Annotated in this window: 14 protein-coding genes; 1 reads left to right on the top strand and 13 read right to left on the bottom strand. The window is 39.1% G+C overall.

The window, feature by feature from the left end; all coding sequences use genetic code 11:
- Nucleotides 1-54: 54 nt before the first annotated feature.
- Together I6F50_RS13835 and I6F50_RS13830 are read right to left on the bottom strand one after the other, a co-directional pair.
- Nucleotides 55-1,026, bottom strand: a complete 972-nt coding sequence (locus tag I6F50_RS13835) for a diguanylate cyclase (RefSeq protein WP_024592692.1) — start codon at nucleotides 1,024-1,026, stop codon at nucleotides 55-57.
- Between the two features lie 3 nt (nucleotides 1,027-1,029).
- Entirely contained in the window at nucleotides 1,030-2,034 is a 1,005-nt protein-coding gene (locus tag I6F50_RS13830; RefSeq protein WP_007584074.1) for a response regulator, read from the bottom strand.
- Nucleotides 2,035-2,267: 233 nt separating this feature from the next.
- On the opposite strand from I6F50_RS13830, the gene tpx reads away from it, so the two are divergent.
- Nucleotides 2,268-2,849 carry a thiol peroxidase gene (tpx, locus tag I6F50_RS13825; protein ID WP_024598337.1) on the top strand — a complete coding sequence of 194 codons (582 nt, stop codon included), beginning with the start codon at nucleotides 2,268-2,270 and terminating at the stop codon, nucleotides 2,847-2,849.
- 88 nt (nucleotides 2,850-2,937) lie between these two features.
- On the opposite strand, the gene adk is transcribed toward tpx, so the two are convergent.
- From adk to I6F50_RS13775, 11 genes are all read right to left on the bottom strand, one after another.
- The gene (adk, locus tag I6F50_RS13820; RefSeq protein ID WP_007584076.1) at nucleotides 2,938-3,582 is read right to left on the bottom strand and encodes an adenylate kinase; all 645 of its coding nucleotides are present in this window, start codon (nucleotides 3,580-3,582) and stop codon (nucleotides 2,938-2,940) included.
- Nucleotides 3,583-3,770: 188 nt separating this feature from the next.
- Nucleotides 3,771-5,684, bottom strand: coding sequence for a molecular chaperone HtpG (gene htpG, locus I6F50_RS13815; protein ID WP_024592695.1), 1,914 nt, complete (start codon nucleotides 5,682-5,684; stop codon nucleotides 3,771-3,773).
- 118 nt (nucleotides 5,685-5,802) lie between these two features.
- Complete coding sequence (locus tag I6F50_RS13810) at nucleotides 5,803-6,528, bottom strand: RluA family pseudouridine synthase (RefSeq protein WP_165741104.1); 726 nt, start codon at nucleotides 6,526-6,528, stop codon at nucleotides 5,803-5,805.
- 4 nt (nucleotides 6,529-6,532) lie between these two features.
- Nucleotides 6,533-8,434: an MFS transporter gene (locus I6F50_RS13805; protein ID WP_197176492.1), complete on the bottom strand. Its 1,902-nt coding sequence runs from the start codon at nucleotides 8,432-8,434 to the stop codon at nucleotides 6,533-6,535.
- A 562-nt stretch (nucleotides 8,435-8,996) separates the two neighbouring features.
- Nucleotides 8,997-9,605, bottom strand: coding sequence for a recombination mediator RecR (gene recR, locus I6F50_RS13800; protein WP_008165968.1), 609 nt, complete (start codon nucleotides 9,603-9,605; stop codon nucleotides 8,997-8,999).
- A 7-nt stretch (nucleotides 9,606-9,612) separates the two neighbouring features.
- Nucleotides 9,613-9,939, bottom strand: a complete 327-nt coding sequence (locus I6F50_RS13795; protein ID WP_002962306.1) for a YbaB/EbfC family nucleoid-associated protein — start codon at nucleotides 9,937-9,939, stop codon at nucleotides 9,613-9,615.
- 60 nt (nucleotides 9,940-9,999) lie between these two features.
- A complete protein-coding gene (gene dnaX, locus I6F50_RS13790; protein WP_197176490.1) occupies nucleotides 10,000-12,525 on the bottom strand; it encodes a DNA polymerase III subunit gamma/tau in 2,526 nt (841 codons plus the stop codon).
- Between the two features lie 3 nt (nucleotides 12,526-12,528).
- Nucleotides 12,529-13,074: an adenine phosphoribosyltransferase gene (gene apt / locus I6F50_RS13785; RefSeq protein WP_007584093.1), complete on the bottom strand. Its 546-nt coding sequence runs from the start codon at nucleotides 13,072-13,074 to the stop codon at nucleotides 12,529-12,531.
- Nucleotides 13,075-13,243: 169 nt separating this feature from the next.
- The gene (locus I6F50_RS20440; protein WP_002962301.1) at nucleotides 13,244-13,366 is read right to left on the bottom strand and encodes a hypothetical protein; all 123 of its coding nucleotides are present in this window, start codon (nucleotides 13,364-13,366) and stop codon (nucleotides 13,244-13,246) included.
- A gap of 72 nt (nucleotides 13,367-13,438) precedes the next feature.
- A complete protein-coding gene (locus tag I6F50_RS13780) occupies nucleotides 13,439-14,191 on the bottom strand; it encodes a DUF2063 domain-containing protein (RefSeq protein WP_165728226.1) in 753 nt (250 codons plus the stop codon).
- Nucleotides 14,192-14,227: 36 nt separating this feature from the next.
- Complete coding sequence (locus tag I6F50_RS13775; RefSeq protein WP_165728225.1) at nucleotides 14,228-15,085, bottom strand: DUF692 domain-containing protein; 858 nt, start codon at nucleotides 15,083-15,085, stop codon at nucleotides 14,228-14,230.
- Nucleotides 15,086-15,111: the final 26 nt, after the last annotated feature.

The following is a 15,111-nucleotide window of genomic DNA, read 5'->3' as shown; positions in this document are numbered from 1 at the left end:
GTTATAAAAACACGGTATTATTTAACCCTAAATTCTGGATATAAAAAATGACGCTTAAGCGTCATTTTTTATATCTTCGTAGGCTATTACTTTATTTCGCCCTGTATTTTTAGACTGGTACAGTGCTTTATCTGCAGCCTCTATCCAGCGCTCATGATTTTTAAAATCATTACTGCTACCAGCCAGCCCTATACTTACCGTCATTGTTATTTCAAAGTGTTTATACTTAACAGGGTTAGTTTCAATCAATACCCTTAAACGCTCAGCAAATACAAAAGCGCCTTCTTTATCTGTATCAAGTAATGTTACTGCAAACTCTTCACCGCCATAGCGCCCTGCAACATCAGTTTCGCGCAGCGTCGTACGTAGTAAGTTAGATAAATGACGAAGCGATTCATCACCACAGCTATGGCCATATTCATCATTTATTTTTTTAAAGTGGTCAATATCAAACATTAATAATGTACTACAGCCACCACTTCGCTTAACTCTCAAAAACTCTTGGCGTAGCGTACCTTCCCAGTGTCCACGGTTTGCAAGCTGCGTTAAGCTATCTGTTTGACTTACTTGTTCTAATTTTTTGTTTAACTCTTCAAGCTCTTTTTTATTTACCGCGACATCTGTTACATCATACAAAATAATACAAATATGGCTAACTTCGCCCATCGTATTTGTAAGAGGGATAAATGTCGCATTTTGATACATGTAATCAGCTTTACCAGTAATAGGTCTATAATTTTTAAACCTAAAAATGTATGGCTGCTGCTCCCAAATCGTAAAAGAGCGGTTTTTTAAAACAAAAACCGATTCTGATTTACTTCTAAACCATTTTTCGTCTATTGCTGGAAATAAATCAAATAGGTCTTTATCTTTTACTGCGCTTGGTAGAAGCCCTGAATGGTTTTCCATAAAACCATTCCATACACACACCTTATAATCTCTATCAAGTACTACAAGGCCTACATCAACGGTATTAAACATATCCATAAGCCAATGGATCTCATTCATTTCTAAATCTGCAGCCATAACTTAATCTTCTAATAGGTAAGCAACTTTATACTTCAAAGTTTTAAGTGAATCTTCAGTAAATAACAGCATGAGGTCGCAATTTATATCATGGTTTTCAATACCGTAACTAATCTCTATAGCAAGGGTGCGTTGCCAACGTGACTTGTTTGATTTAACCAGCTCAGACACATCTCTGTGTTGGCCAAGTACTATGGGGTGCCCTTGGCTAAATGACATATCGAGCTGTTTTGAAAGACCCGTTAAAATAGCGCCTATCAAAATATTACTAATATCCATAAGCAGCTCAAGTTCAATTTTATCGTTTAACTCGCCGTCATAATTCATCAAAGAAGCTATTTCTTTAAAGCTTGAATCATTTAAAAGTAATAGCGCCTCGCCCGAAATGCCACCGCCAATAAAGCCCTGGCACACACCCGATGTAGCTGCATTATTATCTATAGACTGCAGCGCCATATCGAGTTCATTAACTTCCAAAATATTCACATTAGGAATTGGTAGCTCTACAAACACATTAAGAAGACGTGCAAGTAAATCCCCAGCCTGTCCCATAGCAACGTTAGTTAGCTCTTGGTATATATCCCGAACATCAGGGTCGACTTGCTCTCCTAGCGAATGAGAGAGACGCTCACGCATGGCTTTATCTTTAATCCCATGGTGTTCAATTATGCTGGCTAGTTTTTCGGGGGAACATGGTTTTTGAATGAAATCGATAGCACCAAGTTCAAGCACTCTTTGATGTGCACTTGGCTGTATATCACCAGAGACAACAACAGTGAGTATGTTTAGCCCCTGTTCTTTCATAGCGATTAATACTTCATACCCATCCATTTCAGGCATGTTTAAATCGAGAAAAAGTATTTCTGGTTCAATTAACTTTATTTGCTTTATGCAATCAACGCCGTCGAGTGCAAATTCAACTTTAATATCCCAATCTTCAGGTAATGAACGAGCTAGCTGACGCCTAGCTAATTTTGAGTCATCACATATTAGTACCGATGTTGACATATTATCTCTCTGTTTCTAAACCAGTAATGAGCATTAAAATCATTTTATGATGGTTTTTATTTTTATTATCGAAGATATATTTTGTAACTTCATGTTAATCAAAGTTTAGCACAGTTACAATTTTTATATTGCAGAACTAATCCCAACTTCATTAGGGCGGTATAATCTCTTGGTTACTATAGCGCAGTATAATACACTGACGCCCATTGCGTTAATTTAAAAGGAAATACCTTATGTTACGTTCACTTACCTTTGCTTTGAGCGCATTTTGCTCTGTGGCTATTGCAGCCGATTACCCAGAAAACACGCTAGACATAGGAAAAGTATCTGCACAAGGCAAACCAGTCACTTTATTAGGCAAAGGGATCTCTGTTGGAGATAGCGCGCCAAATTTCAAAGTAGTTGATGACAACTTCATCCCTGTGACACTTGAGGATTACAAAGGCCAAGCTGTATTGATAAGTGTAGTGCCAAGTCTTGATACAGGTATTTGTAGCCTGCAAACTAAGCATTTTAATGAAAAAGTAGCCTCGCAATTTCCAAGTGTTGTAATGCTAACAATTAGTGCTGATTTACCATTTGCCCAAAAGCGTTTTTGCAAAGCTGAAAATATTGATAAAATCACTACGTTATCAGATTCTGTTTGGCGCGATTTTGGCCAAAAATACGGATTGATTATTAAAGATATGGGCTTATTAACGCGAACTGTATTTATTTTAGATGAAAGCCATAACGTCATTTATAAACAATTAGTTAGTAGCCTTTCAACTGAACCAGAATACAACAGCGTAATTGAGAAACTTAAAACGCTTTAAAGCCGATTAAATAGCATTGATTAAGCAATGCTAAACAGCCTTAAAACAAAAAACCGCCAATTGGCGGTTTTTTAATGTGCTTTTATAATTAACCTAAAAGCTCACCAAGTTGTGAACTAACAGCTTCAACAGCTTGTGTACCATCTAGTTTGTGGTATTGAGTATTACCAGCAGCAGCTTCTGCTTGGTAGTAATCAACTAATGGCATAGTTTGCTCGTGATAAATACCTAAACGTTTACGTACTGTTTCTTCAGTATCGTCAGCGCGAACAATTAAGTCATCTCCAGTTTCGTTGTCTTTACCTTCCACTTTTGGTGGATTATATACAATATGGTAAACACGACCAGAACCAGGATGAACGCGACGTCCGCCCATACGTTCAACAATCACTTCGTCAGCCACGTCAAATTCAATAACGTGATCAACCACTACGCCATTTTCTTTCATCGCATCAGCTTGAGGAATTGTGCGTGGGAAGCCATCAAGTAAAAAACCTTTCTCACAATCAGCTTTAGTAATACGCTCTTTTACTAAACCAATAATAATATCGTCAGAAATTAGTTGACCAGCATCCATTACTTTTTTTGCTTCTAAGCCTAATGGCGTGCCCTCTTTAATTGCTGCACGTAACATGTCGCCAGTAGAAATTTGTGGAATACCGTATTTGTCCATTAAAAACTGAGCTTGAGTACCTTTACCTGCACCCGGCGCGCCCAAAAGAATAATGCGCATATTATTGTCCCCTAGTATGGATATTTATTTTAAAGCCTGAATTCTTCCACAAGCGCCGCCGATACTCAAGCAACTTATACTAATTGATGAGTTGTTGATGTATTTACAGCGCATTAAAAAAGGGAACATACGTTCCCTTTTATTTAAAGTATATAATTTATACTTTTATTAACTAAATAGTTAACTGACTACTTGCTTAGTTCAAGCATTAGTTTGTTTAGGCGAGTAACAAACCCAGTTGGATCTTTAAGTGTACCGCGCTCTGCAAGTAATGCTTGGTCTAATAAAACATGTGACCACTGTGAAAATTTATCCTCATCTTGTTCGTCATTCAAATGCTTAACAAGTTGGTGTTCTGGGTTTAGCTCAAACACAGGTTTTGCTTCTGGTGCTGCTTGACCAACAGATTCCATTAGCTTTTGCATTTGTGAGCTCATGTCGTTGTCGTCGCTTACAACACATGCTGGAGAATCTGTTAGGCGGTGCGTAAAGCGCACTTCTTTAACGTCATCACCTAGTGCTGTTTTAATACGCTCAACAAGGCCTGCCATTTCTTTTTCAGACTCTTCTTGCGCTTTTTTAGTCTCTTCGTCGTCCAGCTTACCTAAATCTAAATCACCACGTGTGATTGACTGTAGTTGCTTATCAGCAAATTCAGTTAAGTGGCTCATCATCCACTCGTCAACACGGTCACTTAATAACAATACTTCAATACCTTTTTTGCGGAAAATCTCTAAATGAGGAGAATTTTTCGCAGAAGTAAATGTATCAGCTACTACATAGTAAATTTTGTCTTGGTCTTCGTTCATGCGCTCAACATATTGCTCAAGCGACACATCTTGCGTTTCTGAATCAGTATGAGTAGACGAAAAACGTAGTAGCTTACATACGGCTTCTTTATTTGCCGCATCTTCAGCTGGGCCTTCTTTCATTACTTGGCCAAACTCATTCCAAAATACTTGGTAATCGTCAGCTTTGTTTTTAGCCATACGCTCAAGCATTTTAATAATGCGCGATGTACACCCTTTACGAATAGCTTGCGTTACTTTGTTGTCTTGTAGAATTTCACGAGATACGTTTAGAGGTAAATCGTTTGAATCTAGTAAACCTTTCACAAAACGAAGGTAGCTTGGCATGAACTGCTCAGCATCATCCATTACAAATACACGTTGTACGTAAAGTTTTAAGCCACTTTGACGTTCACGGTTCCATAAATCAAAAGGTGCTTTTTTAGGGATGTATAAAAGGCTCGTGTATTCAGTTTTACCTTCAACCTTATTATGTGCCCAGCTAAGTGGATCTTCCCAGTCGTGGCTTACGTGCTTGTAAAACTCTTTGTATTCTTCATCAGAAAGCTCTGACTTATCACGCGTCCACAATGCAGTTGCGCGGTTAATACTTTCCCACTCACCTGGTACTGCTGGAATTTTTTCGCCGTCTTCGCCTTCAGACTCAGGTACTTCTGCTTTAAACATTTGTACCGGTGTTGAAATATGGTCTGAGTATTTAGTAACAATGCCACGTAAGCGGTAATCGTCAGCAAATTCTTTTTCTTCATCACGAAGATGTAAAATAATGTCGGTACCACGGCCTTCTTTTTCAATTTCTTGAAGCGTGTATTCGCCTTCACCTTGAGATTCCCACTCGTAAGCAGTTGTTTCACCCGCTTTACGTGTACGAACAGTTACTAAATCGGCAACAATAAATGCTGAGTAAAAACCAACACCAAATTGACCAATTAACTGTGAATCTTTACTTTGATCACCCGTTAAGTTTTTGAAAAACTCAGCAGTACCCGACTTTGCAATAGTACCCAATGAGCTAATTACTTCATCACGTGTCATACCAATACCATTATCAGAAATGGTAATTGTATTTGCTTCTTTATCTGCGCTAATACGAACACGTAAATCGGCATCACCTTGGTAAAGGTCGCCTTGAGATAGCGCTAAAAAGCGTAACTTGTCTGCTGCATCTGATGCGTTTGACACAAGTTCGCGTAAAAATATTTCTTTATTAGAATAAAGAGAATGAATCATTAAGTTTAATAATTGTTTTACTTCTGTTTGAAAGCCTAATGTTTCTTTTTGTGCTGCAGTCATTTATATATCTCCAATTTGCAAAGTGTCTGCGTTATGCACTTAATATGGGGTGAGGTGTTAGAACTTCAAGGGAAAAATCAAAAAAAGGTGAAACGAAAAAATAGAATATCTCGTTTATCTAAAATGGGTGCGGACAATTAATATGAATCTTTTCACCTGTTATTGGATGTTCAAAATATAAATCGCTGGCATGTAATTGTAAGCGTCCTGCCATGTACTCACTTTGCGCACTTTTATATAAATCACAGCCTAAAATTGGGTGCCCTATAAACTGGCTGTGTATTCGTAATTGATGGGTACGTCCGGTAACGGGCGTAAATTGCACTAAGGTTCTGCACGGTTGTTTAAGCCGCTCAAGCACACTGTATTCACTCACCGCTACTTTGCCCGTCGTTTGGCAAATTTTAACTCGCGGAAAAAGCAGTTTATCTTTTGCTATTAGTGCAGTAATTTTCCCCTCATCAACAGCTAAGCTACCCTCTAACATGGCTACATAACGCTTTTGAATAGTACGCGCCTGAAACTGTTTATTAAGATGCTTTGATGCTTTGGCGTTTAATCCAACAATCATAATGCCCGATGTACCCAAATCTAACCGATGCGGTAACTTAGCCTCAGCAAATGCGGCTGTTAACCCTTTTTGACCATGTACTAAACGGTAATGTACTGAGTCCCAGTTAAGCGGATTCTTACCAGACAAACTTAATAACCCACTGGGTTTATTGATCAGTAAAATATCATCATCTTGATATAATATTTCAATAAACCCGTCGCACTTAGGCGCTACAAAGTCATCAACAATCATTTGTGACTCTACTGGTGTATCCAATATTGAGTTAGCCATTAAATTAATCAATATCTTTTGAATGAAGCGCTTTTAAAGCCAATACTTGCTCACGCAAATCGTCTGCTACTACTTTGTCAGCGGCAATCGGGGTACCTACTGCAACCGACACCAAAGACCATTTTAATCGTGGTAGTTGCCACTTAGCTTTTCGGCTAAACATACTTCCCCACAGGCCCCCTAAATGCACAGGAATAACAGGCACAGGTGAGCGCTCAATAATGCGCTCGATTCCACGGCGAAAAATATCGATAGAGCCGTCACTGGTTAGTTTTCCTTCAGGGAAAATACCAACAAGTTCGCCTTTATTAAGCGCAGCAGCCACTTCGTCAAAGGCTTTTTTAAACGCTTCCGGGTTGGTTTTTTCACTGTTAATGGGAATAGCTTTGGCCATTTTAAATAACCAATGTAGGGCTGGCGAATAATAAATAGGGGCAAATACCATAAATCGGATAGGCCTTGGTGATGCTGCTAAAATAAACATCCAATCGACAAAGCTCACGTGATTACACACTATAACGGCAGCGCCTTCATCTGGAATGTTACTTTCACCTTTTGTACGCACTCTGTACATACAAATAGCTAAAATATATATAATAAATCGTAAAAAGAACTCTGGTACTTTGGTATAAATATAAACAGATATAAGTAAGTTTAGCCCAGCAAGTAACAGTAGCAACTCTGAAATACTCCACTGAAAAACAGACAGCGTTACAATACTTAAAACAGCACTGCCCACCATAAACAGTGCATTTAATACATTGTTAGCCGCTATAACTCGTGAGCGACTCGACTCTTCAGTACGCTGTTGAATAAGCGCATACAGAGGTACAGTATAAAAACCAGAGCCAATACCAATGCCTGCCATCCATACAAAATGCCACAACATGTCGCCTGTTTTTAATAACTGATCAAGCGTCAACAATTCAAGGTTTTGAGGTAAATAAGAGCTAATAGCGCTCTCTTGGCTCAGTAAGTATAAAAACAAGGTAATTAAAATAGCGCCAAAAGGCACAATTCCTAATTCTATTCGAGAGCGAGAAAGCTTTTCACACAGTAATGAACCAATAGCAATACTTAGTGAAAACACAACAAGCGCGCTAGTTACAACCAGTTCATCGCCGCCCATTGTGTGTTTTACATAATTTGGTAGGGACGTTAAAATAATTGCGCCAATTAACCAAAACCAACTGATCCCGAGGACTGATTTACCAACCGATTCTGTTTGCGAATTAAGTGCTGAAAATACGTTTTTCGTGGATGAAAATATATTATAGGTAAATTTTAAGTTAGGCTCGTTTGCCTCACTAATGGGTATAAAGCGACTGCTCACATAACCCATAACAGCCAGTACTAATACGGCAATACTTATAAGCGTAGGCCCTGCTGATTGAGTAATATAATAGGTGCCAAAAATTGTACCAATTAATATTGCTACAAACGTGCCTGATTCAACCAAGCCATTCGCTTTTGTTAATTCGTTAGGGGCTACGTGCTGCGGTAAAATAGAGTACTTTAATGGACCAAAAAACGTACTTTGTACGCCCATTAAAAATACGGTGGCTAACATCAGCCAAACATACTGCGTTAAAATAGAGACAGCCCCTACAACCATAATAGGGATTTCACATAGCTTTACGATTCTGATTAGTTTGGATTTTTCTGTTTTTTCAGCTAGCTGCCCCGCCATTCCTGAAAATAAAAAGAAAGGTAGGATAAATAACCCAGCAGCAATATTTGAATAAAGTGCGCCATCAGCAAGCGTTGCAGTCTGGAATATCAATAAAATAAGCACTGATTGCTTATACACGTTATCGTTTATCGCTGAGAAAAACTGCGTAATAAAAAGCGGTAAAAAACGCTTACTACCCAGTAATGTACCTTGGTAGGGTTGATTATCTTTCATTGTATTCCTTACTAATTAGAGACATAGCCCAAAAATATATTATACCAATTTGTTTAATTAAATGATCTATTTTGAGGGCGGAAAAACGTGTTGATAGCTAGGCAAAAAATTCGCTATTTAGTTGTTCTAAATGAGAATTCTTTAACGCAGGTAGCGACACGTTTAGCCCCGGAAAATGATTAAGTATTATTGCGGATTGGGATTAGATTGCTTCTAAGCTTACCTTAAAAACAAAAAAGCCTACATAATTTAATCATGTAGGCTTTTATAATATCTTTTCAAATAGTGGCTTAGAGCTAGGGCCTGCTGACCTTCCGTGGTTGAATTTACAGCAGTATGTTTGGTTTTTAGGCAAGGCAGAGCTTGTGTAGTGTGGTTATTCCCCATAAATAGGCGATAACGCAGCATAAATACCAAACATGCGCTGCCCTTTGGGTTCTTTCTAGGGACGATTAACTCTTTGTTGCTCGATTTTTACTTAGCCCACTAGGTTACAAACCTCGCGCCGCGATTAAACCGCCCCTAGATTGAACAAATTTCAACCCGCAAAGTTCAACACGCCCTAGTCTTGTGTAACTAAACGCCTGCCGCTAAAAGCATGCATAAGCGTTCTACCATCTACTAAATCAAGCTCGCCCCCCACAGGAATACCGTGAGCGATACGCGAAGCACCTACTTTATATTTATGACAAAGCTGAGCAATATAATGAGCTGTAGTATCGCCTTCAACGGTAGGGTTAGTCGCTAAAATAACCTCATTAATACCGCCTTGAGCAAGTTTTTGCTCTAAAACGTCTAAGCCAATTTCTTTAGGGCCGATACCGTCAATTGGCGATAAATGACCCATTAAAACAAAGTATAGCCCTAAATACTGACCTGTTTGCTCAATGGCAAGCACATCAGTAGGCGATTCAACAACACATAATATGCCGCTGTCTTGGCGTTTTGTACTTAAACAAATATCGCACTGAGCTTGTTCGCAAAAAGTACGACAAGACTGACAATGCCCTATGGCTGTCATTGCTTTAGTCAATGCATTGCCCAGCTGAGTGCCTCCTTTTCGGTCGCGCTCAAGCAAGTGAAAAGCAATACGTTGCGCTGACTTTGGACCAATGCCCGGTTGACAGCGCAGTGCTTCTATAAGCTGATTTAAACTATCTGAAAGTTGCATTATTTACTTAAAACGGCATTTTCATACCTGGTGGTAATTGCATACCGCCAGTTACTTTACCCATGCGCTCTTGTGTTTCTTCTGCAACACGGCGTACAGCATCGTTACATGCTGCTGCAAGTAAGTCTTCAATCATGTCTTTGTCGTCTTCCATAAGGCTTTCATCAAGCTGAACACGACGTACATTGTGGTTACCAAGCATGGTTACTTTAACTAAACCGGCACCGGCTTCGCCAACAACTTCTAATGTTGCGATTTCGTCTTGGGCTTTTTGCATGCGATCTTGCATTTGCTGCGCTTGCTTCATCATGTTGCCCATTCCACCTTTAAACATAACTTTCTCTCTTTCTTTTAATACATTAATTAACATGAACATAAGGGCGATTGTAAGTAATTACAATGCCTGAATACTGTTTTCGTCAATTTCGGCGCTAAATACTTGCTGAAATTGTACTATGTTTTCATCAGATGTGATCACATCGATTGCTTGTTGATGACGACCTGCATCAATTTTTTGCTGAATAAGATAAGGAGAGTCAATAACTCCCTTAGCAAAATTAATACTTAACGACACGTTATGCTCATAAATACTCGACAATGCGGCATCTAATCTTTGGCGAAGCATCGGTGTATCTAAATGCTTTTGTGATTCATCAACGTCTATATGTAAACTGTTGCCTTGCTTGGTAAATATTGAATGCAATGCAAATTGGCGCATACGACCACCCAGTCCCATACGTTTAATTAAATAAGCCCATTCATCTTGTTGATGTGCAAATCTAATTTCACTAATTGGGCTTTGAAAATCATCAGGGGCAGGAATACTTACTTCCTCTGGCACTATTTCAGGCGCTTTTTGAGGGTTTATTTGCTCAAGTAATTCTGGCGCAAGATTTTCAGTAATTTTTTGGTGCTTTGCTTTAAAATCAATCTTACTAGTTGGCTTTATGTTGGAGTGATTATGTGCCTGAGTTTGGCCCCCTGTTACTGGGAACTCATGCTTTTTTTCACTCTCACCTTCGCTATCAGTTGCCCAAGGAGGGATATCGCCAGACGCATTACCTGAAGGGCTATTAAGCTCACTTGCACTTGTATCTGCACTACCTTGATGAACACTTTGGGCTTTAGGCATTCTTGGATGCTGTTCTGGCTTTTTAGCAGGCGCTTGGCTTGGCTGCACTGCTACATTATTTGCAGATGTACTTGTACTCTTGCCTGATAACCTACCCGCACCCGATATGTTTCTGTCGCGTAAAATACGAGCAATGGCAGATTGCGCCTGCGCTTCTTGTTCAGCTATTGGCGTACTTGCATTGTGATTTGTTAAGGGCTCTGGTGAAGACTCTGAGTTTGCAGTAGGTGCAGGTTTAAAACCCTGATCTACAGCGCTACTCATTATATCATCAAACTGCGAAGCTAACGTTTGCTCAGCATCACTATGTTGCATGTAAGCTTCATCTTCACTTTGGCGCTGGGCTTGAGCATCCGAAACAACATTGGTTTGTGATTGCTCATTAGCTGAAGCCTGTTGCTCAATAGCGTTTTCACTTTGTTGAACCGGTTGCTCTACTGCAACTTGGGTTGGCTCATTATTACTTTGTACGACATCATTATTCAATGTCTGAGCGGCAACATTTGGTAAAGGCTCTATCTCAAGGGATTTAGGCTGCTCTGTATTGCTAACTGGCTTAGTATTATTTACAGGGACACTACTTTGGCTAGCTACAGTGTTTTGCGATGTTTTATTTTTATTTAATATATCTCGCAGTGCATTTGCGCGGCCTTGTTTATTTGGGGCCGGCTCTTCGTTTACTGTGTGTACAGTTTGTTGAGCGTCTGTAGGCTTAAATGCTAATAATCTTAGCATTATCATTTCAAAACCTAAACGAGGCTCTGGTGCCCATTGTAAATCTTTTTTACCATTTAACAGTAACTGATAATAAATTTGAATTTGTTGTGGGCTCGTATGTTGTGCAACATGAGCAATATAATCTACATTTTTTTCATCTAGCCCTGCCGCTTCTGGCACTAACTGGGTTAGTTGGGTCAAATGCGTAAGTGCAATTAAATCATCAAGCAATGCAACATAATTAGGATTACGACTTGCCACCTGTGCAATCTCATCCATTAGCGCAGCGCCATCTTGTGCAAGTAATGCTGCAAGCAAGCTTTGGCTATAATGAGTATCCATTAAACCAAGCATTGTTTGTACTGCTTGATTATTAATATCACCATTTGTTTGTGCAATAGCTTGGTCAGTTAAGCTAAGCGCATCACGCATACTGCCATCAGCGGCTTTTGAAATAATGCTAAGTGCATCAGTGTCAAAGCTAAGCTGCTCTTGAGTAAGTACGTGTTCAAGCTGTGTTTTAATTTCACTTTGCGACAAGGCATTTAGGTTGAATTGTAAACAGCGAGATAAAATAGTAACTGGTAGTTTTTGAGGATCGGTCGTCGCCAATAAAAATTTCACATGCTCTGGTGGCTCTTCAAGCGTTTTCAAAAGCGCATTAAAGCTGTGCTTAGAAAGCATGTGAACTTCATCGATTAGGTATACTTTATAACGTCCACGTGTTGGTGCATATTGAACGTTATCGAGTATTTCGCGGGTGTCTTCTACTTTTGTACGAGAAGCCGCATCTATTTCGAGTAAGTCAATGTAGCGCCCTGCTTCTATATCTAAACAGCTGCTACATTGGCCACACGGATTTGCAGATATACCTTCGTCGCAATTTAAGCTTTTAGCAAAAATACGCGCAATAGTGGTTTTACCTACACCGCGGGTTCCAGTGAATAAATAAGCGTGATGCAGTCTATTTTGTGTAAGCGCATTTACAAGCGCTTGCTTAACATGAGACTGCCCAACCAATTCATGAAAGGTTTGAGGACGCCATTTTCTCGCTAGAACCTGATAACTCATCGATTACTCGCCTTCGAATTCAACCAATTTTAGAATTTTAATACCCATTTTTTTGATGCGCTGCTCGCCACCAAGTTCTGGTAGTGATACAACAAATGCAGCATCTGTGGCTTCGCCACCTAGTTTATGAACTAATTTAGCTGTGGCTTCAATTGTGCCGCCAGTTGCTAATAAGTCATCAACTAATAATACTTTATCGCCAGGTACAATTGCATCAACATGCAGCTCTAGCGTGTCTTCACCGTACTCAAGTAAGTAATCTTGACGAATAACTTCGCGTGGTAACTTACCTGGTTTACGAACTGGAATAAACGGAATGCCTAATGCGTAAGACAGCGGCGCACCAAAAATAAAGCCACGTGATTCTGTGCCAATTATTTTAGTAAAACCCTGATCTTTATATTCTGCGATAAACGCGTCAATAGTTGCTTTAAAGGCTTCTGGATTTGCCATTAAAGTGGTTACATCGCGAAACATGATGCCCGGCTTTGGATAATCAGCAATTGTAGTTATGCTGTTTTTGATAATTGCTGGTGTTACTTGAGTCATAATTTTAACTGCTCAATTGTTTATATTACAAAGCAGGTGATTATAACCTTAACTAACCTTTAATTGCGAGTTTGGCGTTACTATAAAAGAAGTATTAACTATGGGGGGTAATTAAAATAAAGTGGTTCAAGGCTGAAGTAAGCAACAGCCTTAATAAACGCTATGCATTTTAAGTTAAGCTAGTGATCCAGCCTAATATTGCATTTAAACAACCAATCCCTGCAAATACAGCTAAGAAAGCAAGAAAATAAGTAGCGTTGAACGGATCTTTAAAGTCTTTATCATCTGACATTGGTACAACCTTTTATTAAGCACGACAAATAAGGCTGCCATAATAGACGATGTAAAATCATCAATAAAGACCTTAATCTTGATTTTTTGTCACAATTACACCGCGTTCAACCATTGCATTGAGGGTAACCAATGCGCCTTGAGCAATTTGATCTGCATTAAACTGTGGTGCATGAGCGAATACCTGTTGGCAAACGTCGTCAAATGTCGCTCCATCACTTGCCTCAATAATTGATAGTAACAAAGCAGTCATCGCATTCGTAGCCAGAAATTGAACGTCATCATCTTCATCTCTATATACAACAAAATAATTAGGCTGAGGTGATGGCTCTTTTGGTTTAAAGTGATTGCTAATATTTTGAACCGGAAATTGATAACTTAAATTTCTTGCCGTTTTCGATAAATACAAAGCAGAACTAGTAAGCGCTGTTGTTTGTAATTTTTGCTCTTGCTCATCTTCGTGTGCAATCGATACATCTAGCTCTACCCATTCATAATGTGCAAGTTCTAGCATAAACACGGGATCGTATCTTTTCATTTTATAATCACTTGATAAGTAATTAATAAACTCCCCTGCTATATCTAAAAAGTACGGCGAATGACAATCATATTCGCTAAAAAATTGGCGTACAAGGACCAGCCATTGCTTGTCTGTATATAAGGTTTTTAATACCGGAAAACCTGATGATATAAAACCTTCAATGTTATTAAAAAATAGGTCGCGATAAATGGCCATACGTCGGTCTTCGATACCGCTGGGCTTTTTATTTTTTTTAGGCTCGCGAATATGCGCCATAAATTCGTTTTGTATTTCAATAAAGCTCATAACCAGGCACTCTTTTAATATTTATAAAGGCTTATATTAAGCTCGTTGTTTTGAAACCATTGAAGTAATGTGTTTAGCTTGTAGCTCATGAATTATATCTAACTCTTTGGTTAAAATATTCATTGTAGGGATATTAAAATCGCGCTCAAGCAAGGTTGGAAATACGCCATGCACTTTATATGCTTTATCCAGTAGCTCCCACACAGGATCAATGACATCAGCACCATGTGTGTCCACTATTAAGTCATCAGCCTCATTATAATGGCCTGCAACGTGCCCATAGGCAATACGATTAGAGGGTAACCCAGTTAAAAACGCTTGTGCGTTATAGCCATGATTAATCGAATTCACATAAATGTTATTCACATCCAGTAAAAGCTTGCAGTCTGCTTGCTCTAAAATGGTATTTGTAAATTCCAGCTCTGATAATTGCTGTCCAGGAGCGCCATAATAGGAAACATTTTCTATCGCAATTTGCTGCTCAAGTATGTCTTGTACTTGTTTAATGCGAGGGACAACATGTGCTATAGCATCTTGTGTAAACGGAATAGGCATTAAGTCATACATATGGCCTGTACCAGAGCAGTAACTTAAGTGCTCACTAAAGATTTTTATATTGTGCTCTTCAAAAAAAACTTTTAAAGACTTAACAAATTCAACATCCAGTGGTTCGGGTGAACCGATAGACAGTGATAATCCATGACACACAAAATTGTTTGCATCTGTTAATGTTCTAAATTGCTTTTTAAAGCGCCCACCTAGTTTTAACCAGTTCTCTGGTGCAACTTCCAAAAAATCTACTTGATTAGGTACGTGTTCAAGCAGTTCATCAAGCATTTCTCGTCGTAGGCCAAGGCCCACCATCCCGAAATCTGTACTCTGGATTTGTGTCATAACTACCTCTAACTTATCAAAAAAGG

This window comes from Pseudoalteromonas sp. NZS127_1 (assembly GCF_015864295.1).
GTDB lineage: Bacteria > Pseudomonadota > Gammaproteobacteria > Enterobacterales > Alteromonadaceae > Pseudoalteromonas > Pseudoalteromonas arctica.
Note: the sequence above shows the minus strand (reverse complement) of the source record. Positions and strands in the feature narration are given on the sequence as shown.

What these genes read in the sequence shown, in the direction of transcription:
- I6F50_RS13835 (WP_024592692.1), bottom strand. Translation starts at nt 1,026, where the DNA reads ATGGCTGCAGATTTAGAAATGAATGAGATCCATTGGCTTATGGATATG.
- I6F50_RS13830 (WP_007584074.1), bottom strand. Translation starts at nt 2,034, where the DNA reads ATGTCAACATCGGTACTAATATGTGATGACTCAAAATTAGCTAGGCGT.
- tpx (WP_024598337.1), top strand. Translation starts at nt 2,268, where the DNA reads ATGTTACGTTCACTTACCTTTGCTTTGAGCGCATTTTGCTCTGTGGCT.
- adk (WP_007584076.1), bottom strand. Translation starts at nt 3,582, where the DNA reads ATGCGCATTATTCTTTTGGGCGCGCCGGGTGCAGGTAAAGGTACTCAA.
- htpG (WP_024592695.1), bottom strand. Translation starts at nt 5,684, where the DNA reads ATGACTGCAGCACAAAAAGAAACATTAGGCTTTCAAACAGAAGTAAAA.
- I6F50_RS13810 (WP_165741104.1), bottom strand. Translation starts at nt 6,528, where the DNA reads ATGGCTAACTCAATATTGGATACACCAGTAGAGTCACAAATGATTGTT.
- I6F50_RS13805 (WP_197176492.1), bottom strand. Translation starts at nt 8,434, where the DNA reads ATGAAAGATAATCAACCCTACCAAGGTACATTACTGGGTAGTAAGCGT.
- recR (WP_008165968.1), bottom strand. Translation starts at nt 9,605, where the DNA reads ATGCAACTTTCAGATAGTTTAAATCAGCTTATAGAAGCACTGCGCTGT.
- I6F50_RS13795 (WP_002962306.1), bottom strand. Translation starts at nt 9,939, where the DNA reads ATGTTTAAAGGTGGAATGGGCAACATGATGAAGCAAGCGCAGCAAATG.
- dnaX (WP_197176490.1), bottom strand. Translation starts at nt 12,525, where the DNA reads ATGAGTTATCAGGTTCTAGCGAGAAAATGGCGTCCTCAAACCTTTCAT.
- apt (WP_007584093.1), bottom strand. Translation starts at nt 13,074, where the DNA reads ATGACTCAAGTAACACCAGCAATTATCAAAAACAGCATAACTACAATT.
- I6F50_RS20440 (WP_002962301.1), bottom strand. Translation starts at nt 13,366, where the DNA reads ATGTCAGATGATAAAGACTTTAAAGATCCGTTCAACGCTACTTATTTT.
- I6F50_RS13780 (WP_165728226.1), bottom strand. Translation starts at nt 14,191, where the DNA reads ATGAGCTTTATTGAAATACAAAACGAATTTATGGCGCATATTCGCGAG.
- I6F50_RS13775 (WP_165728225.1), bottom strand. Translation starts at nt 15,085, where the DNA reads ATGACACAAATCCAGAGTACAGATTTCGGGATGGTGGGCCTTGGCCTA.